We start from the raw sequence: 22,890 nt of genomic DNA on the forward strand, positions 1-22,890 counted from the left end.
AAGATACCAACTACAATCAACATGTTTATTATTGAGACTATGCCCTCCCTGTTGAGGGAAAGTAGTGTTATCTCAATTATGAGCATGCCCAGCAGATAAAGAGAAACCCTTGTTTTGTTTATTGATAGAGAATAGTTAACTATTATACTGGCCACTGAAAAAAGCATCATCGCCAGCCCATACCTCCATAAATACGGCGCAACGCTGAGGTACTTTTCTCCGTAAATGAACGTGATGATAAACTTTGGAAACAGAGCATAGACCAGAACTATCCCCCCGGAAATCAAAAGCGTCAACGCCAATCCTTTTAGCAACACGTGGACGTGCTCTTCTCCTTTTTCATGCATCTCAGCGGCTTTTGGAAATATCACCATTCCAACGGCACCTGGGGCGAATAGGGCAATCTTTCCCAGTACAGAGATGGCTGAATACTGTCCGGCCTCCAAAGGGGATAGATAGTGCTTGACTAAAATAACATCAATGTTCCACATTGTCGTGTATGCGAATATTGCCAGAAAAGCTAAGCTGCTGTAGTTTACAATGTCTCTGAGATTTGCTCCACTATCTCCCTCAACTTTGAGCAAATCTCTGAGGAAGAACAGCGTTATAAAGAGGGCAAATACATGGGCCAGGAACACTCCAGAGATACCACCAACGATCCCAAAGCCAAGTAAAACAAGAAGGACACCAAAGAAGAGTTTAAAGAACGACCAGGAAGAAGCGCTTATCCCCAAGGCTCCAAATCTCTGTAGTCCTCTCAAAATTCCCTGATATACTGGAAGAACAAATCCAAATGGTACGGATGCGAAGAGTATAACTACTAGTAGGGGATTATCAATTTTAAGAAACTTGGATATATATGGGCTTAAAATCACTACCCCCAAGAAAATTAACCCCCCAATCAGTGCTAGACTTTTACTGGCCCTTACTAAGATTGTCTTGATTTTTCCATACTCGTTGTTTATCTTGTAAATTGATGTAAACTTTGTTATGGAAGTGTTCACCGTTGTAAAGAACACTGAGAATATATAGAATAAAGACAACAAACTGAAGAGCTCTCCATACTCAATGGGGGTCAATAATCTCCCCATTGAGAGCTGATAGAGATAGTTGAAAAAGTTTGAAAATCCCATTGCTATCATCATTATCATCGTGTCCTTAATGAACATACTTTTCTCAATCCGGTCTTTGAAAATCCCCATTGCGTTTCCCCCAAGCTGAGGGTCTGGGTCAGGTTCATTTCAATAAATTAAAAACTTTTCCAGCTCTGAGAGTTCTCTATCTATGAATTTTAGTTCTTAAATTCAAGAACTCTTTAAGAGCGCGCAAGGTCTTCGGTGTAGAGCTCTTTTTATTCCGGTGATGATGTTTGGTTCCATTTGCATTCTATGTGGTTGTATGCTCTTTAGTTCTTTTTTCAAACCAACTTGGGTAAGCGTGAGTTTCTCACGCTGATCCACCCTATCCCAAGGGAACACTTAAATTTCCAAAAATTCATCATCTAATTAGGTGATGAATTATGCCATCTTCCCTCCTAGACTTTCAGGAGATACTCAAAACCCTCGCGGTGCTCTTCGGCGAAAATGAGTTTGATAGTAGAACCGCAGCTGAGGCAATTTCAAGGTATCTCTACCGGAAGAGGAAGGATCCGCGGATACTCAAGAGGACGAGGCCGAAGCTTATCTCCAATGACCTCCGCAGGCTCTATCAGATGGGGTTTCTCAAACGTCGTAAGGTACCCAGAGAGTGCAGGAACAAAAAGGGAAGGGTATACAACTGTGGCTCCAAGTACATGTACAAAATAACTCGGCAGGGATGGAGCTATCTTAAGCATCTTGAGGAAAGGGGCTCATTGAAGTTTACTCTTAGGGAGCTTGCTGAAGTATACAAGAGTGTTCAAATCGCCATTGAAAAAATCGCCCTCATGGAACTGCTGGAGAAGGGTAATCTGGGCTCTTATATTTTAATGCGTCTCATCACTGAAGACATCAACAGGTGGTTTTCATCCCAAGGCTTTAGGAGGTTTCAAGTAGGGCAACTTCTCTTCAAACAGGAGACGACCCTGCTGGCGTATTTTTATAAGGTGATCACAGACTTGGAGGAGCAAATAAGGCTAAGAGACCTTCAGATAGAGCTTTTAATGGAGGAACTACGGAGGTGTAGGGAAAAGCATCACTTAGGGGTACTAAATCTGCCCACAGTTGTAGAATTCAGCTCCAACAAGGATACTCACCATTCAAACAAAAGCATTCGCATCCAAGAAGACACCAAGGAAAATTAGTTAAGTAAGAACTTTCAAGCACACCCCTTATTCTGAAACACCAACACCGCTTCTTCTGAACATTACACATATCTAACTACAACGCGTTTTACCCTATCTCGTAGATTGGAGTTCCGTTGTTGAGGAAGCCGAGTATGCTGAGTGAAGTTCCAATGACGGTCTCGAATCCCATTGGCGATGAAGCTATTCACCAACTCAACTACAACGTTTGGGTTGATGAATACATATCCGTAGTTTCGAGGAAGGTATACGAGGTAATAAAGTGATCACTTCTTTAAAAGCTCCCTCACAGTCCTTCTGACGGCCTCACGACTGCTGAGCCTCGGCCTCCAGCCGGTTTTCTTGGCCTTTTCTATATCAAGGCGCATGAACTTTACGTCCCCCTTCCAGCCACGTCCGCCGTCGACTCCGCCCGTAAAGATGAACCTTGGGTTTAGACCCATCTCCTCGCTCACTATCTCCGCTATCTCCCGGACTGTTATCCAGTCGTCATTGCCGAGGTTGTAGAAGTCCACTAGCTTACTCTCCCTCCTGAAGGCCTCAAAGATGTGGAGCATACCCTCAACGGTATCGCTCACGTGGAGGTAGCTCTTCCTCTGCCTTCCGTCGCCGAGTATCTCCAGCTCCTCGGAGTTTCTTCTGAGTTTGTTAATGAAGTCGTAGATAACGCCGTGGTTTGAGCGCTCTCCTATTATGTTGGCCAGCCTGAAGATGAGGGCTTTAAAGTCGAAAGTATGGGCGTAACCGCTTATCAGAGCTTCTGCAGCCAACTTTGCTCCACCATAGACACTTATCGGCTCAAGTGGCCCGTAGTTCTCTGGAGTAGGGATGACCTGTGCATCGCCGTAGACAGTTGAGGAGCTCGTAAAAATGAGGTATCTCACATCCGAGTTCCTTATGGCGTTCAACAGGTTGTATGTGATGAGGACGTTGGTCTCGTAGAGAAGCTCAGGACTCTGGGAGCCTATCCTTACCTCCGGGTTCGCCGCTAGATGGAATACCACATCAACTCCCTCAACGGCCCTTTTCACGGTTTCAAAGTCCCTCATGTCACCCCGCACAAACTCAAAGCGTTCATCCTCCAGCCACCGTCTGATGTTATTCAGAGAGCCCGCACTGAGGTCATCTAAGACGCGAACCTCTCCTCCAGTCTCCATAAGGGCATCAACCAGATGAGAGCCTATGAAACCTGCTCCTCCAGTTACTAAAATCCTCACTACCACCACCCATTGTCATGGGGAAAATTTATTTAAATAGGTTTGGGGAGATTGGATGCCCGGTGAGTGGTTGGCATGAAGGCGCTGATAATGGCCGGTGGTTACGCCACGAGGCTCTGGCCAATAACCAAGGACAACCCAAAGGCATTACTCCCCGTCGGGAATAGGGTCATACTGGAGTACATACTGGACAAGGTGCTCGAACTGGACGTTGAGACCTACATCTCAACAAACCGCTTCTTTGAGACCCATTTCAGACCGTACGCCGAGAGATACGATGTGGGGCTGATAGTTGAGGACACCCTTCACGAAGAGGAGAAACTGGGGACGATAGGTGCCATGAAGAAGGCAGTTGATGAGCTCGGTCTCGATGACTACCTCGTTATCGCAGGCGACAACCTCTTCTCCTTCTCCCTGAGGGACTTTCTGGGCAGGTACAGGGGTGAGACGCTCATAGCAGTCTACGATGTTGGCGACCCCGAGCTGGCGAAGAGGTACGGTGTCGTCGTCCTTGAGGGTGATAAGGTCGTGTCCTTCGAGGAAAAGCCCCTCATTGCCAGCTCCACTCTCGTAAGCACAGGTGTCTATATATTCCCGAGGAAGATTATGAGGCTTATCGACGAATACCTCCAGAACGGCAACAAGGATTCCCCCGGCTACTTCCTCCAGTGGCTTCTGGAGAAGGGAAAGGAAATCAGGGCCTATCGTTTCTCGGATTACTGGTACGACATAGGTTCCGCCGACAGCTATCTGGAGGCTTTAAAGACACTTCTGAGCGAAAGCCACGTGGAGGAGATACAGATAAGCCCCTACGCCAAGATAATACCCCCTGTCGTCATAAAGAGGGGTGCAAAAATACTGGGGCGCTCGATAATAGGGCCGTACGCTTACATTGGCGAGGAGTGCATCATAGAGAACTCCGACATAAGCGACTCGATAATATTCAGAAAGAGCATCATAAGAAACTCAACGATATGGCGCTCGATAATAGATGAGAAGTGTGAAATAAGAAACCTTGAGCTCAGGAAGAGCCTCGTAGGGGGTCATGCAAAAATACAGAGAGGGGAATAAAGCTGATGGATATTCTCCATTACCCTCAACAAAAGGAGTCCTAGCTAATGTTTTTGAGTTATCATTAATCCTACAAGTTTTGAATTAGCGATACGAAAAGGAATGAAGAGCATCTCCATAGGCAAGACTGGAGTGAAAGTTTCACTCTTAACGGAGTTTAACTCTAGTTTATGATCTCACAGATTTCCGAAATAATCCCAAATAATTCTGTTTTTATTATTTCGATAGTTTCCTAAGTTTCAGTTTCCTATACTCAACTGTTGGGGGTATCTGTCGACGATTACACAACGCTTTTATTACTTTGCAATAGCAATAAACCAAGAAGAATAGATCACCCGCGGGGGAAGCTTTATGAGAGTGTTAGCCTATGAGACAGCGTCATCTATCTGTCAGAAAATCCTCGCGCCGAAGTTCACCGTTCCCATTATAGTTGCTGTAGCTTCTATCCTCCGGCTCCTCCCGATACGCTTTAAGTACCTCCTCGGCTACGACCCCTACTTTCACCTTGCCTACATCCGCTACGCGGTGGAAAAGGGTGAGTGGGTGAACTTCTTCCCCTACGCTACAGGCCCCTGGGGGTTTCAGATAAGGCTTTTCCACCCCCTCGGCCTCTGGATGACCCCCGCTTACCTCCACAAGTTCTTCTCCATCTTCGGCCTCTCACTCTACAACTCCTTCAGGATAACCCCCGTAATCTTCGGTGTCCTGACGGTTGCCTTCGCATACCTCTCCATCCTAAAACTTTACGGCAAAAGAACGGCCTTTCTTTCGGGATTTTTCCTCGCGGTGAGCTTTGGCCACGTCTTCCGCTCGATGGCAGGCTACTACCGCGGGGACAACTACATGCTCTTCTGGTACAGCGTGGCGCTTTTTGGAACGGCACTCGCACTCTCAAAGAAAAATCCGCGCTGGAGGTACAGGCAACTAGTTCTTTACCTGATTCCAGCGTTCTCAACAGGTCTCGCTGCTGCATTCTGGCAGGCCTACTACCCGATATTCGCTCTAGTATTGGCTAATGCCATTTTGCTGGGAATCGGGGCCTTTCTCATCAAGAGAGACCGCTACATAATTGACGGACTGACTTTGGCGGGAGGAACGGCAATCGGGGCACTCCTCGCCAACCAGATAGGCGCCACTCTCGGCTATGGGATGGTGGGTTACAACCGCTGGATCGCTAAAAAGCTCGCCGAGCAACTAGGAATTCACTTCGGTACAATAAAGGACGTTTTCCTTATATTCTACCTCAAATACGCCCTCCCCGTTGCACTTTTCGCCCTGCTGGCCCTTCTCATCATCTCAAAGTTCGTGAAGGAGCCGAAACAACGGCTCGCTATAATCGGTGCCGGAACGGCGCTCTTCCTGTGGCTGGGATTTACCTACTTCGACAGGTTCCTGAACGCATTCCTCGGGCTGTTCTCCAGCAACCCCATACTTGAGACCCAGAGGATGTCCTTCAGGGCTTGGTGGGAGGCTTACGGGGTTACGGGTCTGCTCTTTCCACTCTTCTTCCTCCGCTTTAGAAAGCCCAAGATAGCCGATTTTCTGCTTCTTGGAACGCTCACTGTTCTCCTTCCAATGGCCCTGATCTGGACGCGTTTCCTCTTCATAGCCTCCCTCGGAGTTGCACTTGCCTCGGGTATAGGACTCGTTGAGCTTTACGACCTCTCGGATTCCCTCGTGAGGAACATCGGGAAAGCTAAGTTAAAGAGGGCCATGTCTTTAATATTGCTTCTCTTTGTGATTGGAACGCCAGCAGTCGCGACCTATCAGGGGTTTAAGACCTCACTATCTGTTAAGCCGTTCATGAACCCCTACTGGGAGAACGCGCTCAAATACCTCGGGAACCATTCAAACGTAAACGACGTGGTTATAACGTGGTGGGATCAGGGCCACTGGGTAACCTATTACTCCATGCGCGCCCCTGTCGCCCAGGGAGAGCCGAGCAAGTGGGTGGCAATGTACTACCTGGGCCTAAAAAAGGACTCCGAGCTGATGAATCTTGGCGTGGACTACGTGATAGTCTCCTACGATACAGTGTTAAAGTTTGGCTCGGTTGTTGAGACTGCCGGAGCTCCAGAGGACTACGTCCTCATCCCCCTGTACGGAAGAGAGTCCTATGGAAGTATGCTCGTGTTCTCAAACGGCCCCTACTCCCTGATGGCTGTTCCCGGGAAGATATGGAACGTCAAGGTTAACATCGCCGGGAGGGTTCTGAGCCCCGAAAGGGCCTTCGTCGAGAGGGGCAAAGTTATCAGCGAGGTTCAGCTTTCATCCCAGGGGGTCCCAGGCCTCTACGCTTACATCAACCTGAACTATGGTTATGCCGTGATAATGAATCCTAAGGCCTTCAGAACCCCCTTGGCGAGGCTCATGTTCACCGATGAGTATCCCAAGAACTACAGGCTGGTTTACTCAGACGGAGGTATTGTAAAAATTTTCCGCTTCATCCATCCGAACGTTGTGGTTGAGCAGGGAAACGGTTCCATCGTGCTGAGGTTCGAGAACGACACGGGAACTTCACTCGGCATACTCGGCTTTCTCGACAACGGGACTCTGGTCTACAAAAAGTGGTTCAACGTTAAGGGTAAGGACGAGTTTATCCTGCCCGAGAACCTCAATGGGAGTGTGGTCGTCAGATACACCTACACCAAGAAGGGACTAGTTCTAGACAGGGGCATTTTCAGGATTGACGACGTTCTGGGGACCGGTTAGCATCCCGAAACCCTTATTAATCTTCCCGAGTGGTATCCGTAGGTGTATTTAAAGCCAGAGGTGATCGGAATGGAGGAGCTCGTTGAGATTAAGATACCGAAGAGCCTTTATGATAGGATAAAAGAGCACGTCGAGGGAACTGGCTTCGAAAGCGTAGATGAGTACGTCACCTACGTCCTCCGGGAAGTTCTCGCGAACCTTGAGGAGGAAGAGGAGGAAGTTTTCAGTGAGGAGGAAGAAGAGAAGGTCAAGGAGCGTCTCAGGGCCCTCGGCTACCTCGACTGATTTCTTTTTTAGGTGGTGGAAATGGTCTCAAAGCCCCATGGCGGAAAGCTTGTAAGGAGAATAGTTGCTGAAAGAACCCGCGAGAGGATTCTCAGCGAGCAGGAGGAATACCCCAAGGTGGATATAGACCACGGGAGGGCGATAGACCTTGAGAACATCGCCCACGGTGTTTACTCCCCTCTCAAAGGCTTCCTGACGAGCGACGACTTCCAAAGTGTTCTTGACAGCATGCGCCTGAGCAACGACTTACCATGGACGATTCCGATAGTCCTCGACGTGAAAAGGCCCAACTTTGACGAGGGGGACGCCGTTCTGCTCTACTACGACGGCCTCCCGATAGCGAGGATGCACGTCGAGGAGATTTACACCTATGACAAGAGGGAGTTCGCGATCAAGGTATTCAAGACCGATGACATAAACCATCCGGGCGTTGCCCGGGTAATGGGAATGGGTGACTATCTGGTTGGCGGTGAGATAGAGCTCCTCAACGAGGTTCCAAACCCCTTCGCGAAGTACACCCTTAGGCCGGTCGAGACTAGGGTGCTCTTCAAGGAGCTCGGCTGGAAGACGATAGTCGCTTTTCAGACGAGGAACGTTCCTCACCTCGGCCACGAGTACGTCCAGAAAGCGGCTTTAACCTTCGTTGACGGCCTCTTCGTTAACCCCGTCCTCGGAAGGAAGAAGAAGGGCGACTACAAGGACGAGGTCATAATAAAGGCTTACGAAGCTTTGTTCAGGCATTATTATCCAAGGGACGCTGCGACTCTCGCGACGGTTCGCTACGAGATGCGCTATGCCGGGCCTAGAGAGGCAATCCACCACGCTATAATGAGGAAGAACATGGGTGCAACGCATTTCATCGTCGGGAGAGATCACGCTGGCGTTGGCGACTACTACGGGCCATATGAAGCATGGGACATGTTTGACAACTTCCCAGACCTCGGCATAACGCCGATGTTCATCAGGGAGGCCTTCTACTGCAAGAAGTGCGGGGGAATGGTCAACGCGAAGATATGTCCCCACAGTGAGGAGTTCCACGTCCACATAAGCGGAACAAAGCTGAGGAAGATGATTATGGCCGGGGAGCAACCACCGGAGTACATGATGAGGCCCGAGGTTTATGAAGTAGTCAGGAGCTTCGAGAATCCGTTCGTGGAGTGAGTATTATCCGGCCTTCTCGTTTTAATTCTAAACGGTGTTCGGAATGAAGGTTGAGAGTGGCATAGCGGACGTAATTGAAAGTTTCGGCAGGAAGGCAGAAAATGATGCTCTCAAAGAGTTCCTAACCGAGAGGGCTGGGTTAGAGAAAGCCGGCATGCACCTCATAGTTCACCACTGGGATACGGACGGGATAACCTCAGCGGCGCTTCTCGTGAAGGCCCTTAAACTGAAGGAGTTCACGAACATGACGGCACCGATAGGCGACTTCAGGTTTGACGAGAGAATATGGAACGCTATCGAGAAGGCCAATATACTCTACGTCCTCGACTTCAACGTGCCGAACGAGGTCGAGAGGGTGAGAATTCCGACGCTCTTCATAGACCACCACAATCAGGGAAGGATTAAGAACCCGCTCGTGGGGCAGGTCAATCCTTCTCTTAAGGGCGAATACTATCCGTCATGCTCGCTCGTCGTCTCGGAGTATTTCAACGTCTTCAACGCGTGGAGCGCCCTCGGCGCCGTTGGAGACATCGGCGAGAAGGCTTTCGAGCTGGATGTTGTTAGGAAGCTCCTCAAGAAAGAAGGCCTATCGCAGTCGGAAGCCCTAAGGCTGGTGGAACTAATAGACTCCAACTACATCGCGATGGACAGAAAAGCGGTGGAGGATGCAGTAAGGGTTCTCCTTGAGAACAATACTAAAGACCTCCTCGAATACGAGCCTTGGCTCAAGAAAGCGGAAGCGATAAGAGAGGCCATAGAAAAAGCCCTCTCGGATGCCGAGGAGAGGAACGGCTTTGCCTTTGTGGAATTTGAGAGTCCCTTCAACATCATCTCAAAGGTCGCGAGAAAGCTCGTCTGGGAGTTAAACTACCGTGGAGCCATTGTTGTCAATGAGAACTTCCACGGAAAGGCCCAGATGTACTTCAGGATCTCCCCGGAAGAGGCCGAGAGGATAGATATGGAGGGGATTATCGCCAGGCTTAAAGCCTTAGGCACGAACTCCGGGGGGAAGAGGGAAGTTGTAGGTTGCGTCTGCGGGAGGAATAAAATCAGGAATGCGCTCAGAATCATTGAGGAATATCTGGGGTGAGTGTTATGGAGTTTGAGAGGAAGGTTAGGGAAGGTATGGCCGAAACAAAGAAGCTCTTCGTTATAGGTCTCGATTCCGCTCCGCCGGAGCTGCTCTTCGGAAAGTTCTACGACGAACTGCCAAACATGAGGAGGCTCATCGAGCGCTCCATCCACGGGCCGATGAAGACGGGGATTCCCGCGATAACGATTCCGATGTGGATGGTCATGGTTACAGGGAAGACACCGGGCGAGCTCGGTCTCTACGGCTTCAGACACAGGAAGGGCTACAGCTACACGGAATACTGGATTGCCCACAGTAAAAAGGTGAAGGAACCGACCCTGTGGGATCATCTTGGCGAAACGGGGAGGAAATCGATAATAGTCGGCGTCCCGCCGACCTATCCGCCGAAGCCGATCAAAGGCCACCTCGTCAGCTGCTTCATAACGCCCGATGCCAGCGTTGACTACACCTACCCTAAGGAGCTTAAGGGGGAGATTGAGCGTTTGGTTGGCGAGTACATCTTCGACGTCCCGTTCAGGAAAGAGGCCAAAGATGAAGTTAAGGAAGGCCTCTGGGAGATGACGGAGAAGAGGTTTGAGGTCATCAGATACCTCCTCCAAGAGAAGGACTGGGACTACTTCCACTTCGTCGAGATAGGCTTGGATAGAGTTCACCACGCCTTCTGGAGATACTTCGACCCCAACCACCACCTCTATCCGGGAAAAGGAAACAAGTACGAGACCGTCATTCCAGACTACTGGAAGCTCCTAGACAAAGAAATTGGAAAGACGCTAAAGCTGATAGACCTAGACGAAACCGCTGTCATGATAGTCTCTGACCACGGAATCAAGGGGATGCACGGCAACTTCGCCGTCAACCAGTGGCTCGCCGAGGAGGGCCTGCTGAAGATGAGGAACCCTGAGGTTCTGCACGATGGTAAGGTGAAGCGCTTCGAGCAGGTAAAGATTGACTGGAAGGAGACGACAGCATGGGGCTGGGGAGGCTACTACTCAAGGATCTTCCTCAACGTGAAGGGCAGGGAACTCTTCGGGAAAGTTCCCAAGAGCAAATTCGAAGAAGTTAGGGACGAGGTTGCCGAGCTTATACGCTCCATAAGGGGGCCGAACGGCGAGAAGTGGGACAACCGTGTTTACTATCCCGAGGACATCTATCCCGTCACAAGGGGCAGCAAGCCGGACATAATGGTCTACTTCGACAACCTGAACTGGCGCGCGGCAGGAACCGTTGGGCATCCAACCAACTACCTGCCGGAGAACGACACCGGCCCGGACGACGCCAACCACTCCGAGGTTGGGGTCTTCTCCCTCTACCTGCCCGGGCTGGATGAGGAGAAGGGGACACAGCTCACAATCTATGACGTTGCTCCAACAGTGCTCACCCTCTTCGGCCTGAGGGAGAAGGCTGAAGAGCTCAGAGGGAGGAGTATCCTCTAAGCTCTAGGTCTCAAGGTGAATGCGATGGAAATTAGGTTCATTCCCCATGCACTGGAGAGACTTAGGGAAAGGAGAATACCAAAAGAACTCATAGAAGAAACGCTCTCAAGCCCTGACACTGTTTTAGAGGGATACTGCGGCAGGAGAGTCGCTCAGAAACACCTAAACGGTAAACTGATAAGGGTTATCTACGAAGAGGAAACGGATGGGGTGTTAGTAGTTATTACAGCCTACGTAACGTCAAAAGTCAAAAAACATGGAGGTGAGGAAAGGTGAGGATATCCTACGATCCCAAGCACGATGTCATGTACATAAAGTTCTCCGACGCAAAGATTGTCGAGACCATTGAGGTAGAAGAAGGTGTGATAATAGACTACGGCGAGAACGGGGAGATAGTAGGCATAGAAATAATCAACGCCTCTATGAGAACTCATTCGTATCCTTTAAACGAAATAACTGTGAAGATCGAAGAGGCCACAGTCCATTAATGCTTGGCAATCATCGAACGGAGGGGATGAGATGACTGGGCACAAAAGCCTCGAAAAGGGCTTTACAATCTGGCTCACAGGGCCGAGCGGGGCGGGGAAGACGACCTTAGCCGTAAAGCTGGCAAAAAGACTAAGGGAAATGGGCTACCGCGTCGAGATACTCGATGGCGATACGATAAGAAAAACCCTCTACCCAAACCTGGGCTTTTCAAAGGAAGCCAGGGAGATGCACAACAGGGTTGTAATCCATATGGCCAAGCTCCTCAGCAGGAACGGCGTCATAGCGATAGTTTCGCTAATCTCGCCATACAAAGCCGTCAGAGAATACGCGAGAAAAGAGATAGGAGACTTCATCGAGGTCTACGTTTACGCTCCCCTGGAGGTCAGGATAAAGCGCGACCCGAAAGGGCTCTACGCGAAAGCGTTAAGGGGCGAGATAAAAGGATTAACTGGCTACGACGGCGTTTATGAGGAACCTGAAAACCCGGAAGTTGAAGTAGACTCCTCAAGGATGACTCCAGAGGAGGAAGTTGAGGCAGTCATAGCAAAGGCCCGCGAGCTGGGCTACCTGCCTTGAACCTACGGGGGGAGGGCGTTGGATCCAACCTTTATCGGGCTGGGCTTTCTGGTGGGCTTCCTCGTCGGCCTCACCGGCGTCGGCGGCGGTGCTTTAATGACGCCTTCCCTTATATTCCTCGGTGTCGAGCCCGTTGTAGCGGTGGGTACCGACCTTCTTTATGCAACGGTTACGAGGATCTTCGGGGTACTCTTTCACGGAAGGAAGTGCGGGATAAGGTACGACATAGCACTGAGGCTCTTCGCCGGGAGCGTTCCCGCGGTGATTCTAGGTGGACTGCTCCTCCGCTGGATAGACAAGGAAGTCCTCAACGAGTACCTCACGGTTCTCCTCGGGACTATCCTGATAACAAGCGCAATTTTGGGACTCCTCAAAGGGGAAATCCATGTCCCGATAAGACCGAGGTGGGCTTACGTTTATCTCCTCGGATTCATCGTGGGTTTAACCGTCCAGTTCACATCCGTTGGGGCAGGGGTGATAGTGAGCTTCACGCTGATGAATATCGCCCGGTTAGAGCCCAGAGATGTCGTTGGCGTGACTATAGTTTATGGTTTGGCACTTTCTGGACTGAGTTTCCTCAACTACGCCGGTCTTAACGGTGTTGACTACGGTCTGGCTTTTCTCCTAATTCTGGGAACAATTCCCGGGGTTTACCTCGGGACTCATGTTAACAGGAATTCTACGGGAGAGAAACTCAAACGGGCGATAAACGTTATAGTTCTGGTGATTGGGCTTCTGATAGTGTTTAAGGGATAAAAAGAAAACAAATCACACAATTTATTTTACCGAAAACTTTTTAAATACTCTCTCAGTCCTAATCCCGGAAGCGCCCGGGTGGTGTAGCCCGGTCAATCATGCGGGACTCTCGATCCCGCGACCCGGGTTCAAATCCCGGCCCGGGCACCAAACTTCTCCTGGGCCCGTGGCTCAGCCTGGTCAGAGCGCCCGCCTGATAAGCGGGAGGTCCGGGGTTCGAAGCCCCGCGGGCCCACCAGAAAACAAACTTTTGCCGAGCAAAAGTTTGATCAAGGTTCGTGGTTCTCTTTGATAATGCCAAAGCGCGAGTTGATTCCTTTCACGAGCTGTTTTGAGAGTGAATTCCCCCACTATTGCCCTCTCAAGGAGTTCTCTTTCCTCACACTCCGGGCGTCGATTAAAGTTGAACTCCCAATAAAAAGCGAATTAACAAGGAGAATCCAAGATTCATTCCAGCGTTTTTAAATGGAATCCCCTTAAACTGGTAGTTTAAGAAGAACCACAAACTTTTGGTGAAGCTTTTTCCAAAAAAGACAGAACCCTACCGCCTTCTCCTCAGGAATTCACCGATGTCGGTGACGTTGAGGATGAACTTTTTCTTGCTCTCAGGGTTTATCCTGCCTATGCCGAGGATTATTCCGTTCTCGTCGTATATCACGAGCTTCTTCGTTCCCTGCCAGTTATAAGAGCGCACACCGCTTCTCGGAACGTCCTTCCCGGTGGTGAAGAGAAAGCCCGCCTTTGAAGTTAGGACTGCATAGTTCTTCTCAACATTAACGAAGTAGAAGAACTCAACGTTGGGATAGAACTTCTCGACGAGGTTGTCAATCTTTATCGTGCCGACAAATGTGCCGTAGGCGTAGGGCTTGAGCTTAAGCCTCTCTATCTCCTTCCATAGCCTCTCATTCACCGCATAAACGTCCCTAAAGCGACCCTCAACGACGGCGAAGGTGTGATGCATGAGCTCGCCGTACTTCTCGGCCTCCCTAAGAATGAGGTCGTACTCCCAGGCTGAGGCCCTTCTATACCTTAACCCCTCCATCGACCCGGATTGGGTGAGAAGCTTAAAAGCTTATTCGGTGTCAGTGGTTGTAGTAGCCTTCAACGGCCCACTGGGCGACGGACGTTGAGAAAAGGGCCGATATCAGGAGGAGTATAACCGCCAAAGCCGACAGCCAGAGCTCAAGGCCCTCAACCCTCCTGAGAACCAGAATCCCGAGGAGAGATGAAAGCGTCCACGTGAGGAGGAAGGCTATGATGAACCACTCGGGCCTTCCTGAGCCGAGGCCGAGAATACTGGCCCCCATCAGGGAACCAAGGACACCAGCGGTGAAGTAGGTGTATCCAAGTGCCCTCCCCCTGCCGGTCTTCTCGGGAACCGTGAGGTAGAAAAGGCTCGCTATCCCAAGGAGGAAGTAAATGACGACCAGATAGGGCCCCGTCCAGTCGAGTCTCTTGTAGAAGGGTCTTGGGATGAAGGAATCGGCTATTATGAAGCCCGGAAAGCCCATCCCAAACATGTTGAAGAGGGCCTGAAAGATGAAAATTCCTGCTAGAATCTTGTCCCTCACAGGCATCACGGTGCCAGATAACGGAATCCCTAAATATAGCTTTCGCCATCGTTGATCAACCTCACGAGGCCGTCCATGTCGGTCTCCTTGAGCTCCTTCTCGAACTCGATGCCGAGTTCAGCTATTTCCTCCGGCGTTATCGTCGTTTCTGGTCCTTCGGCGTTTATCCCCGGACAGCTCTCGTCGTAGTAGAGCCACAGTGTTTGGCCTTTGTACTCAAAGGGCCTCTCGCCCTCGATGCCGAGCGGTTTCCGCGAGACCATGAAGGGATAAATCCTGCATATGAGTGGCCTCACCGAGTGAATCCTGCACTTCCCTGTTTCCGGGTCGTGAAAGACGCAACCGAGATCCCATTCTCGTATTGACATAACGAAGCGGATTTTGTCACCTTCGACCGAGAACGTAACGAAGTCCTGGGGGTCATGACCCTTCCGCGCGATTCTCTCAATATCCCTTAATGTCAGGTAGACGTGCCTCCCGCGGCAGCAGTCGAGGCAGAAAAGGCACCTAAATCCTACTGGCTTCGTGAACGGCCTTGGTCTGAAGCGCATAGTCCAAAATCGGAGGGGACACTTATAAATCTGCCGAAATTTTAGTTACTTCTACACAGAAAACTTTTTAAAGATGTTAAAATTACCTTAGGTAAAAATAAGGAGGTGAACAAAGATGCCTTACGGGGAAGTTGGAAAGAACTGGGTATGGATGCTGGGTCTAGGAATAATATTCACAACCCTGGGCTTTGCCGGCCTGATGATACTGCCCCTCCTCACAATAACAAGCGTGGCAATATTCGGAGCGTTTATGCTCGTTGCCGGTACACTTCAGTTCCTCCAGGGACTTACGAAGGCAAGAGAATGGAAGAGCAGAACCCTGCACGTCCTGATGGGGGCCATCTATGTCCTAGCGGGTATCGCCACAATGGAGAACCCACTCCTTGCCACAGCGGTCCTAACCCTCATCCTAGGGGTGTCCTTAATAGTTATTGGGGCACTGAGGATTGCAGTGGCATTTCAGAACACCAACATTAACCAGTGGATGCTCGTGAGCATCTCTGGAGTCATAACGATGCTCTTGGGTGTGCTTATAGTCCTCCAGTGGCCCTGGTCAAGCCTCTGGGCGGTTGGGCTCTTCGTGTCCGTTGACCTGATAATGAGCGGGCTTAACTTCATTGCGATAGCTTTAAGTGCAAAAACGGAGTACACCAAAGAACAGAGAAATCCATCCGGGGGGTGAAGCCCACTGATAGCCCTCGTTTCCCTTATTTTGGTTATAACGCTCTCAATGATCATCGTCAGAATAGGGGCGATAGCCCTTGAAATGACCGGCCTATCCAAGGACGTCGCCTCGTTTCAGGCACAGTCGGCTTTCTCGGGTACGGGCTTCACGACGAGCGAGAGTGAATACGTCGTCTCTCACCCTGTCAGGAGGAAGATAATCAGGATTCTAATATTTCTGGGGAGCGCGGGGATTACTTCTGCCGTAGCCACACTCGTTCTGACCTTCGCCGGCAGGAGCAGGAACGAGGCTATCACCTCAATATTAATCCTCAGCCTGAGCCTGCTCATCCTTTACCTCATCTTTACATCCAAGAGGATTGAACGCTGGATGAGGAGATGGATAAAGCGCTTTTTAGCTAAAGCTTTCCCCCAGCTTAGGGTTTACGACTACAGCCAGCTCCTCGGCATAACGAGAGGATATTCCATATCCCAGATAAAGGTCAGAAAAAGGAGCTGGCTCGCAAACAAGAGTCTAAGGGAGCTTGAACTCGACAAAGAAGGGATCCTTGTGCTTGGGATATACCGCAAGACAGAGAAAGGTGAGGTTTACCTTGGCGCGCCAAAAGGGGACACTGTCATACTTCCCGGAGACATTCTTGTATGCTACGGGCCAGAAGAAGCCCTATTAAGGCTCTCCCAGAGGGTTAAAGGGAGAAAGGGTGACCTGGAGCACGAAGAGGCTGTCAAGAAAGCGGAATTAAGAAAGACAGAGGAGGAAATGATGGCAACGGCTTAAGTGTTCAGATGCGCATCGAACTCCCCGCTCTTTTTGTAGTCCGCGTAACTTTTATCGAGCCTTTTCGCGACGTAGGGGCCGTTCTTTCTGTAGCCGAACTTGCGGTAGTACTCTCTAACTCCAACTCCACTTATTACGAGCATTTTCTTGACCTCGAACTCTTCGCGAGCTATCCTCTCGGCCTCGCTCAAGAGCTCCCTGCCGTAACCGCGGTGCTGCCACTCATACCTCGGTTTCCCGCCTATTGGCACGAGCGGGCCGTAAACATGGAGCTCCCTGACTATGGCTGAAGGACAGCAGTTTATCTCCTTCCTGTGGGCTTTCTCGCTCGGAATCCTCAGACGGAGAAAGCCAATGAGGACGTCGTTTTTCACGTCTTCAAAGCTGAGGAAGATTTCCCTCCCGCCAGCCGCATCGTAGTCCTCGCGGAGGAGCTCTATGTGCTCCACCTCGGGCTCAACTCCAAACTTCTGCATCTGGTGGCCGACTTCTCTAAACCGTATCTCCCTTGGCCTTATACCGCGTTTAATCAGCTCGTTGAAGACGAGCTGGCCGAGGTTCGAGTGCTTAACTCCAGCGACTATGAGCTTCGCAGGGATGTCGCGCTGGATTCTCATCACTCTGACCCATTTGGGAAAATACTTGTAGGCCTCGACGAGAAGCTCAACGGCTTCCTCGGTAGTGTAGGGCCTGTACTTTCCGGCCTTGTACCACGCGTAAAGGGGTGCATCAGCAGTCACAAGCGTCGGGTAAATCTTGAGCATGTCAGGCCTGAAGCGGGAATCCTCGAATATCGTCCTGAAGGTGTAGAGATCTCTCTCGAAGTTGCTCCCGGGCAAACCGGGCATTATGTGGTAGTTGATTTTAAGACCAGCGTCCCTCAAAAGCTGGGTGGCCTTAACTATCTCCTCAACTCCGTGGCCCCTCTTCGTTCTCTCGTGGATGAAGTTGAAAATCGTCTGGACGCCCAGCTCCACCCTCGTGGTTCCAAAGCGGAGCATCCTGTCTATCTGCCTCTCAAAGGCCCAGTCTGGCCTTGTTTCTATAGTTAAACCGACCATCCTGACTCTGGCTTTCTCGTTCTTCCTCTGCTCGTCCTCAAGGTAGTAGTATGGCTTCCTGTGGGTTCTCCCCCATGCTTCCCTGAACTTGGGGTCTTCCTGCAAAACGGAGGTATCTCCCTTGACTATCAGCCTGACGAGCTTGTCCTCAAGGTTCTCTATGTCCCTGAAGTACGGGAAGTCGTTCATCGCCTTGAAAGCGCACTTGACGTACCACTCCTGGTAATCGAGGTCAACGGCTGGAAACGTTCCCCCCTGGATTATCACCTCGACCTTGTCGACGTCGTGGCCTATGTCGGTGAGCTGTTTAAGGCGACGCATCATGATGATGTAAGGATGATAGGCGCTCTGAACGGCCCTTAAAGCTGAAGGTTCTTTCCCGGTGTAGCTCTGGGGAGAACCGACGCTCGGCCCGCCGGGGCAGTAGATGCAGCGCCCGTGAGGGCAGGGGAACGGCTTTGTCATCATCGCAACTACCGCGACTCCGCTTATGGTTCTGGTAGGTTTTCTCTTTAGGAGATCCCTAAAGCGCTCGCGCTCCTCCTCTGGAATGGCCTTCAGTATGTCGGAGTTACCTGGAATCTTCGACAGGTGATACTTCCTAGAAACGACTATCTTGTAGCGGTTGAGCTCCTCTCTGCTCTTTATCTCGCCAGCTAAAACGGCTCTCGCTATCTCCTCGACCGCCTTCTCAAACTCGCCCATAACGACACCTCTCGCTCGATGTAGGGCTGGGTTTTAAAAGGGTTTGCCGGTGAACAAAGTTTATATTCACTTAGTGAATAATTCAGTTGGTGAATAAAATGCGCTTCGTGGACAGGGAGCGGGAGATTGAATTGCTGGAGAAAGCCCGAGAACGCTCCCGAAAAAAGCTGTACACTGTGGCGATCTACGGTCTTAGGAGAGTCGGAAAAACGAGACTTCTGCGCGAGTTTTTAAGGAAGGGAGACCTCTACTTCTTCGTCAACAGGGGGAAAAGCTCCCCCTCCCTTTTGAGAGAATATTCTGAGATACTAAAAGAGAAGGGAGTGCTCGGGAAGAGGGAGGAACTGAAGGGTTGGAATGACTTCTTTGAAGTCCTGTTCGAGCGCTTCGAGGGAACAATTGCCTTCGACGAGTTTCAGGACTTCCGTTTCGTCGAACCGGCCGTTTATCCAACCCTTCAGCGTTTCATAGATGAAAACGAGAACAGAAAAAACCTTCTGATGGTATTTACAGGTTCAACGGTTGGAATGATGGAGAAGCTGTTCAAGGACTCAAAGGAGCCGCTCTATGGAAGGATAAAAAGGGAGCTCCACCTTGAACCCCTCGACATCGGGGGGAGCTACGAGATGGCAAAAGAACTTCGGATTGAGAACATCGATGATTTCATAGTTCTACATTCAGTCTTTGGAGGCTTTCCCCGGTACTGGGTGGCGATTGAAGACGAGGGGCTAGAGGGCGAGAACGCGGAAAGAATTCTTGAGGAGCTTATATTTTCGTATTCAGCTCCCCTCGAAGAGGAAGTTCCAAGAATACTCTCACTGGAGTTCGGGAAGCGCTCCGGGCTTTATTACGATATCCTTGAAGCCATAGCCAACGGGGCAACTTCGCCGGCCAAGATAGCGGGCTATTTAAACAGAAAAGAGACATCAATAACGAGGCAACTCCACGAGCTCGTGAACTACTTCAAGCTGGTTGACTACGACAGAGCACTCCTCGGAAAGGGGAGCATTCTTTACATCAAGCACCCGTTCCTGAACTTCTGGTTCAGGTTCATCCACCCGAGGCTGAGCGAGTATGAACTAAAGAGGGAAAAGCTGTGGGAGGACGTCAAGAGAAACCTTTCCGACTACGTTGGAAAAAGGTTCGACTTCACCTGCCGTGAACTCCTAAGGCTCGCCGAGGATCAGATTCCTTTTAAGCCTGTGGTCGTGGGGAGGCACTGGGGCCACTACCGCGAGAGTGGGAGGAGAAGAGTTTATGAGATTGACATCGTAGCCCTTGACGCCGAAAGAAAACGAGCACTCTTCGGGGAGTGCAAATGGAGAAAGCGGGCGCAGGACGGGGAGAAGCTCCTTAAAGAACTAAAGGAGAAGGTGGAATTAACGGGCTGGAAGGGTGAAGTTCACTACCTCATCATCGCGAGAAAGCTCAAGAACATACCGGAAAACGTTATAGTCCTCGATGAAGAGAAAATCAAAAACCTGCTGGAGGGTGGAAGATGAACCGCGACGAACTCGTTGCCTTCCTCGACGATTACCTCCAGGTTTCGGCCTACTCTGACAAGTCCAGCAACGGCCTCCAGATCGAAGGAAAGGAAGAAGTCGAGCGCGTTGCATTTGCCGTTGATACAACGCTGAGAACAATCGGAATGGCCGCTAAAGGGAAGACCGACATGCTGGTTGTGCACCACGGCATGATATGGGGCGGGTTGAACTACGTAACGGGGATACACTACAAGCGCTTAAAGGCCCTTTTCGAGAACGGGATAAACCTCTACGTTGCCCACCTCCCACTGGATGCCCACCCAGAGGTCGGGAACAACGTTGGACTTTTGAGGCTCCTCGACCTTGAGCCAAAGGGCCCCTTCGGAGAGTACAAGGGCCTCTCCATAGGCTTCTGGGGGGAGTTTAAGGAGGCACAGCCAATCGAGAAGGTGGCCCAGATAATAGCGGAGAAGCTCGATACGACCGTTAAGACCTACGAGTTCGGGAAGCGCGAGATTAAAACCGTTGGAGCGGTCAGTGGGGCCGGGGCGTTCGCACTTGAAGAGGCGTGGAGGAAGGGGATTGACCTGCTCATAACCGGTGAGTTTGGCCACGCGGATTATCTGACGGCGATCGACCTTCCCCAGAGCGTCCTCGTTGCGGGCCACTACAAGACTGAGACGCTGGGCGTTAAGGCCCTCATGGAGCTTTTGAAGGAGCGCTTTGGGCTTGACGTGTTCTTCATAGACGAGCCGACAGGGCTTTGAGCTCCCCCATAACTTCTTTTTCTTTCAAAATCCTCAACACCATTCCAATTTCGTCGGCGTAGTCCATAATCCAGCCCGGCTTTGAGTTGAGGTTGGAAACTACCCAGAGCTCGGAAAAGCCGGCTCGGTGAGCCTTGACAACGTCGTAGAGAAGCCTCTGAGGAAACCACTTGAAAGATGCCTCCAGCTCGATGGCGAGGAGCTTCTCTCCATCCTTAAGAATCGCAACGTCTATCCTCGTGCCGTCTCCTGTCCTGTACTCGGGAACGGCCTTCAGGCCAAGTTGCTCTGAGAGCGCGATGATTTCCCGCGTTAGGGTTTTGACCTTGATTTTGGACACCTAATAAAAAAGGAGAGTTGGGGTTAAAAACTACTCGACGAGTTTCAGGAATATTTCCTCTAGGCTTGGCTCTTTGACCTGCATGGTGAGTATTTTCGCCCCCTGCAAAGCCACGAGATCATGCAACTCCTCCCTAACATCCTCAGGAGCAACGACACGATATTTGTTCTCACCAAGGGGAGTCACGTTCCATTTAGCGGAACTCCAATCTACGGGCCTGTTTGTCTCAATGATTATTGTGTAACCCGCTTTCCTCAGGAACTCGCGCTTAATGTTCTCAATGCTGTCCTCTAATCGGAGTTTGCCTCTGACAATCACTCCAACAGTATCGCAGACCTCTTCCACGTGAGCCAGAATGTGGCTTGAGAAGAAGACAGTTTTGCCGGCCTTTCTCTGCTCCCTAATAATCTCCTTGAACTCTGCAATGCCCTTGGGGTCAAGACCGCTCATCGGCTCGTCGAGGATCAAAAGCTCGGGGTCATTGATCAAGGCCTGAGCGAGGAGGAGCCTCTGTCTCATTCCCTTCGAGAACTTGCCCACCTTCTTGTTCCTTACATCCTTGAGACCGACGAGGTCAAGGAGCTCGTTAATCCTCCTCCCCCTCTCGGCCTTCGGGATTTTAAACGCATCAGCGATTATATCCAGCGTTTGAGCTGGCGTTAGGAAATCCCAAAGAGTGGCGTTCTCGGGCATGTAACCAATTCTGGCCTTAACCTTGACTAGTTTAGCCTCGTTAAACTCCCCGTCCCTGAAGACCTCCTCGCCGAAAAGCTCTATTCTCCCCTCCTGAGGAAAGATGAGGCCAAGGGTGCTGAGAATCGTCGTGCTCTTGCCTGCACCGTTTGGGCCGAGGAAACCGTAAACCTGACCCGACTTAACCTCAAGATTCAATCCATCCAAGGCCCTAACGTCCTTGTAAACCTTAACGAGGTTCTCAATCCTGAGCATCACCATCACCTCAAGTCCATCCTCCTGAACCTGATGAGGGCCAGCACGAGGTAAACGGGGATAAGACCCGCTATAACTCCAGTTTGAGCTGGATTCTGTGAGAGGGCATGCTTAACCCCAAGGTATTCGACGGTATACGTGCCGTCGGGGCTGAACTTCGTCGTTTCCACGTCTTTGATAACGTCCAGCATGAGCACCTGCGGGACGTAGAAGAGGTACTTCAGGTGATACTCCCTGTAAAGCTCGTCGAGGCGCTCCTGATAGGCCGTTCTCTGCTCGGGGGAGAGCTTCGCGAAGTCTCCCCTCTCGTGGAGCCCGAACTCCTTATCGACCCTGTCCTCCGCCCATCTATCAACGATCTGAGGGGCCACAAGACCCGTGAGGAAAAATATAACAAGAGCCAGCCCCAAAGCGGTGTTGGAGGAGCGGACGAAGGTCGAAATGAGTAAACCCAGCGCTAAAAGCTGGAGCATGGCCAGGAGAACCAAACCGTTGGCCAGCGTAAGGTCCGAGACGAGTTTTCCGCTGAGGGAGAGGCCGTAATGCTCTGTTATGGCAAAGGAGAGAAGAGTTGCGAAGACCATCGCAACCACTATGCTGACGCTCTGGCCAAGGAACTTGCCGAGCAGGTAGGAAACCCTACCAAGGGGCTTGCTTAAGGCCACCCTGATGGTTCCGTTTTCAAGGTCGGAGTTAATCCCCGTCGCTCCAGCCATGAGGGCGTATACTCCTATGAAGAGGAACGCACTGACGGCTATGTAGCCGATTAGGCTCGTCAGGAGGACTCCCTGGGGATCAGAGGCCCCTTCGAGGTTGTCCTTTACCTCCCTGAAGGCCATTGCGTAGATCAGCAAAATCAAAACCAGTATCAGCCAGAACTTCTTCGTTCGAAGGCCTTTCTTCATCTCAAGCTCAAACCCCCACATG

General features: G+C 50.8%; 24 protein-coding genes and 2 tRNA genes. 17 read left to right on the forward strand and 9 right to left on the reverse strand.

Going from position 1 to position 22,890, the window contains the following annotated elements:
* Positions 1-1,151: oligosaccharide flippase family protein (locus MVC73_RS10110; protein ID WP_297510638.1), on the reverse strand; the 1,151-nt coding region annotated here is incomplete at its 3' end.
* 368 nt (positions 1,152-1,519) lie between these two features.
* Between MVC73_RS10110 and MVC73_RS10115 the strand changes: the two genes are divergently transcribed.
* Complete coding sequence (locus MVC73_RS10115; RefSeq protein WP_297510641.1) at positions 1,520-2,281, forward strand: hypothetical protein; 762 nt, start codon at positions 1,520-1,522, stop codon at positions 2,279-2,281.
* Positions 2,282-2,547: 266 nt separating this feature from the next.
* On the opposite strand, the gene MVC73_RS10120 is transcribed toward MVC73_RS10115, so the two are convergent.
* Complete coding sequence (locus MVC73_RS10120) at positions 2,548-3,498, reverse strand: NAD-dependent epimerase/dehydratase family protein (RefSeq protein WP_297510757.1); 951 nt, start codon at positions 3,496-3,498, stop codon at positions 2,548-2,550.
* Positions 3,499-3,573: 75 nt separating this feature from the next.
* Here MVC73_RS10120 and MVC73_RS10125 point away from each other — a divergent pair, with 75 nt between their 5' ends.
* The 12 genes from MVC73_RS10125 to MVC73_RS10180 all read left to right on the forward strand — a co-directional run bounded on the left by MVC73_RS10125 (position 3,574) and on the right by MVC73_RS10180 (position 13,312).
* Complete coding sequence (locus MVC73_RS10125) at positions 3,574-4,569, forward strand: NDP-sugar synthase (protein ID WP_297510758.1); 996 nt, start codon at positions 3,574-3,576, stop codon at positions 4,567-4,569.
* A 351-nt stretch (positions 4,570-4,920) separates the two neighbouring features.
* Entirely contained in the window at positions 4,921-7,281 is a 2,361-nt protein-coding gene (locus tag MVC73_RS10130; protein ID WP_297510644.1) for an STT3 domain-containing protein, read from the forward strand.
* A gap of 69 nt (positions 7,282-7,350) precedes the next feature.
* Entirely contained in the window at positions 7,351-7,566 is a 216-nt protein-coding gene (locus tag MVC73_RS10135) for a CopG family transcriptional regulator (RefSeq protein ID WP_297510645.1), read from the forward strand.
* Between the two features lie 21 nt (positions 7,567-7,587).
* Positions 7,588-8,727, forward strand: a complete 1,140-nt coding sequence (sat, locus tag MVC73_RS10140) for a sulfate adenylyltransferase (RefSeq protein ID WP_297510761.1) — start codon at positions 7,588-7,590, stop codon at positions 8,725-8,727.
* 154 nt (positions 8,728-8,881) lie between these two features.
* Positions 8,882-9,817 carry a DHH family phosphoesterase gene (locus tag MVC73_RS10145; protein ID WP_297510764.1) on the forward strand — a complete coding sequence of 312 codons (936 nt, stop codon included), beginning with the start codon at positions 8,882-8,884 and terminating at the stop codon, positions 9,815-9,817.
* A gap of 5 nt (positions 9,818-9,822) precedes the next feature.
* A complete protein-coding gene (locus MVC73_RS10150; protein WP_297510648.1) occupies positions 9,823-11,253 on the forward strand; it encodes an alkaline phosphatase family protein in 1,431 nt (476 codons plus the stop codon).
* Positions 11,254-11,277: 24 nt separating this feature from the next.
* Positions 11,278-11,529: a DUF4258 domain-containing protein gene (locus MVC73_RS10155; RefSeq protein ID WP_297510651.1), complete on the forward strand. Its 252-nt coding sequence runs from the start codon at positions 11,278-11,280 to the stop codon at positions 11,527-11,529.
* On the forward strand, positions 11,526-11,741 hold the full coding sequence (locus MVC73_RS10160; protein WP_297510654.1) for a DUF2283 domain-containing protein: 216 nt from the start codon (positions 11,526-11,528) through the stop codon (positions 11,739-11,741). The genes MVC73_RS10155 and MVC73_RS10160 overlap by 4 nt, the downstream gene beginning before the upstream one ends.
* A 31-nt stretch (positions 11,742-11,772) precedes the next feature.
* Positions 11,773-12,318 carry an adenylyl-sulfate kinase gene (cysC, locus tag MVC73_RS10165; RefSeq protein WP_297510658.1) on the forward strand — a complete coding sequence of 182 codons (546 nt, stop codon included), beginning with the start codon at positions 11,773-11,775 and terminating at the stop codon, positions 12,316-12,318.
* Positions 12,319-12,336: 18 nt separating this feature from the next.
* Positions 12,337-13,074: a sulfite exporter TauE/SafE family protein gene (locus tag MVC73_RS10170; RefSeq protein WP_297510661.1), complete on the forward strand. Its 738-nt coding sequence runs from the start codon at positions 12,337-12,339 to the stop codon at positions 13,072-13,074.
* A gap of 72 nt (positions 13,075-13,146) precedes the next feature.
* Positions 13,147-13,224 (forward strand) — tRNA-Glu (locus tag MVC73_RS10175).
* 10 nt (positions 13,225-13,234) lie between these two features.
* Positions 13,235-13,312 (forward strand) — tRNA-Ile (locus tag MVC73_RS10180).
* 303 nt (positions 13,313-13,615) lie between these two features.
* On the opposite strand, the gene MVC73_RS10185 is transcribed toward MVC73_RS10180, so the two are convergent.
* The 3 genes from MVC73_RS10185 to MVC73_RS10195 are packed head-to-tail and all read right to left on the reverse strand — an operon-like array spanning position 13,616 to position 15,196.
* Positions 13,616-14,116 carry a hypothetical protein gene (locus MVC73_RS10185; RefSeq protein WP_297510664.1) on the reverse strand — a complete coding sequence of 167 codons (501 nt, stop codon included), beginning with the start codon at positions 14,114-14,116 and terminating at the stop codon, positions 13,616-13,618.
* Positions 14,117-14,156: 40 nt separating this feature from the next.
* Entirely contained in the window at positions 14,157-14,654 is a 498-nt protein-coding gene (locus MVC73_RS10190; RefSeq protein WP_297510667.1) for a hypothetical protein, read from the reverse strand.
* A 20-nt stretch (positions 14,655-14,674) separates the two neighbouring features.
* Positions 14,675-15,196, reverse strand: a complete 522-nt coding sequence (locus MVC73_RS10195; RefSeq protein WP_297510668.1) for a YkgJ family cysteine cluster protein — start codon at positions 15,194-15,196, stop codon at positions 14,675-14,677.
* Positions 15,197-15,311: 115 nt separating this feature from the next.
* On the opposite strand from MVC73_RS10195, the gene MVC73_RS10200 reads away from it, so the two are divergent.
* Together MVC73_RS10200 and MVC73_RS10205 are read left to right on the forward strand one after the other, a co-directional pair.
* Complete coding sequence (locus MVC73_RS10200; RefSeq protein ID WP_297510670.1) at positions 15,312-15,878, forward strand: HdeD family acid-resistance protein; 567 nt, start codon at positions 15,312-15,314, stop codon at positions 15,876-15,878.
* A gap of 48 nt (positions 15,879-15,926) precedes the next feature.
* The gene (locus tag MVC73_RS10205) at positions 15,927-16,658 is read left to right on the forward strand and encodes a potassium channel family protein (protein ID WP_297510673.1); all 732 of its coding nucleotides are present in this window, start codon (positions 15,927-15,929) and stop codon (positions 16,656-16,658) included.
* On the opposite strand, the gene MVC73_RS10210 is transcribed toward MVC73_RS10205, so the two are convergent.
* Positions 16,655-18,424: a tRNA uridine(34) 5-carboxymethylaminomethyl modification radical SAM/GNAT enzyme Elp3 gene (locus tag MVC73_RS10210; protein ID WP_297510676.1), complete on the reverse strand. Its 1,770-nt coding sequence runs from the start codon at positions 18,422-18,424 to the stop codon at positions 16,655-16,657. The two genes, MVC73_RS10205 and MVC73_RS10210, sit on opposite strands and share 4 nt — an antisense overlap.
* Positions 18,425-18,522: 98 nt before the next feature.
* Here MVC73_RS10210 and MVC73_RS10215 point away from each other — a divergent pair, with 98 nt between their 5' ends.
* Together MVC73_RS10215 and MVC73_RS10220 are read left to right on the forward strand one after the other, a co-directional pair.
* Positions 18,523-19,926 (forward strand): ATP-binding protein, encoded by a 1,404-nt coding sequence (locus tag MVC73_RS10215; RefSeq protein ID WP_297510766.1) that lies wholly within the window; start codon positions 18,523-18,525, stop codon positions 19,924-19,926.
* The gene (locus MVC73_RS10220) at positions 19,923-20,675 is read left to right on the forward strand and encodes a Nif3-like dinuclear metal center hexameric protein (RefSeq protein WP_297510678.1); all 753 of its coding nucleotides are present in this window, start codon (positions 19,923-19,925) and stop codon (positions 20,673-20,675) included. The genes MVC73_RS10215 and MVC73_RS10220 overlap by 4 nt, the downstream gene beginning before the upstream one ends.
* On the opposite strand, the gene MVC73_RS10225 is transcribed toward MVC73_RS10220, so the two are convergent.
* The 3 genes from MVC73_RS10225 to MVC73_RS10235 are packed head-to-tail and all read right to left on the reverse strand — an operon-like array spanning position 20,650 to position 22,889.
* The gene (locus MVC73_RS10225; RefSeq protein WP_297510680.1) at positions 20,650-21,015 is read right to left on the reverse strand and encodes a hypothetical protein; all 366 of its coding nucleotides are present in this window, start codon (positions 21,013-21,015) and stop codon (positions 20,650-20,652) included. The two genes, MVC73_RS10220 and MVC73_RS10225, sit on opposite strands and share 26 nt — an antisense overlap.
* A 30-nt stretch (positions 21,016-21,045) precedes the next feature.
* A complete protein-coding gene (locus MVC73_RS10230) occupies positions 21,046-21,963 on the reverse strand; it encodes an ABC transporter ATP-binding protein (RefSeq protein WP_297510769.1) in 918 nt (305 codons plus the stop codon).
* A gap of 5 nt (positions 21,964-21,968) precedes the next feature.
* A complete protein-coding gene (locus MVC73_RS10235) occupies positions 21,969-22,889 on the reverse strand; it encodes an ABC transporter permease subunit (protein WP_297510681.1) in 921 nt (306 codons plus the stop codon).
* Position 22,890: the final 1 nt, after the last annotated feature.

The organism is Thermococcus sp. (genome assembly GCF_027052235.1).
In the GTDB taxonomy this organism is placed as follows: Archaea; Methanobacteriota_B; Thermococci; order Thermococcales; family Thermococcaceae; genus Thermococcus.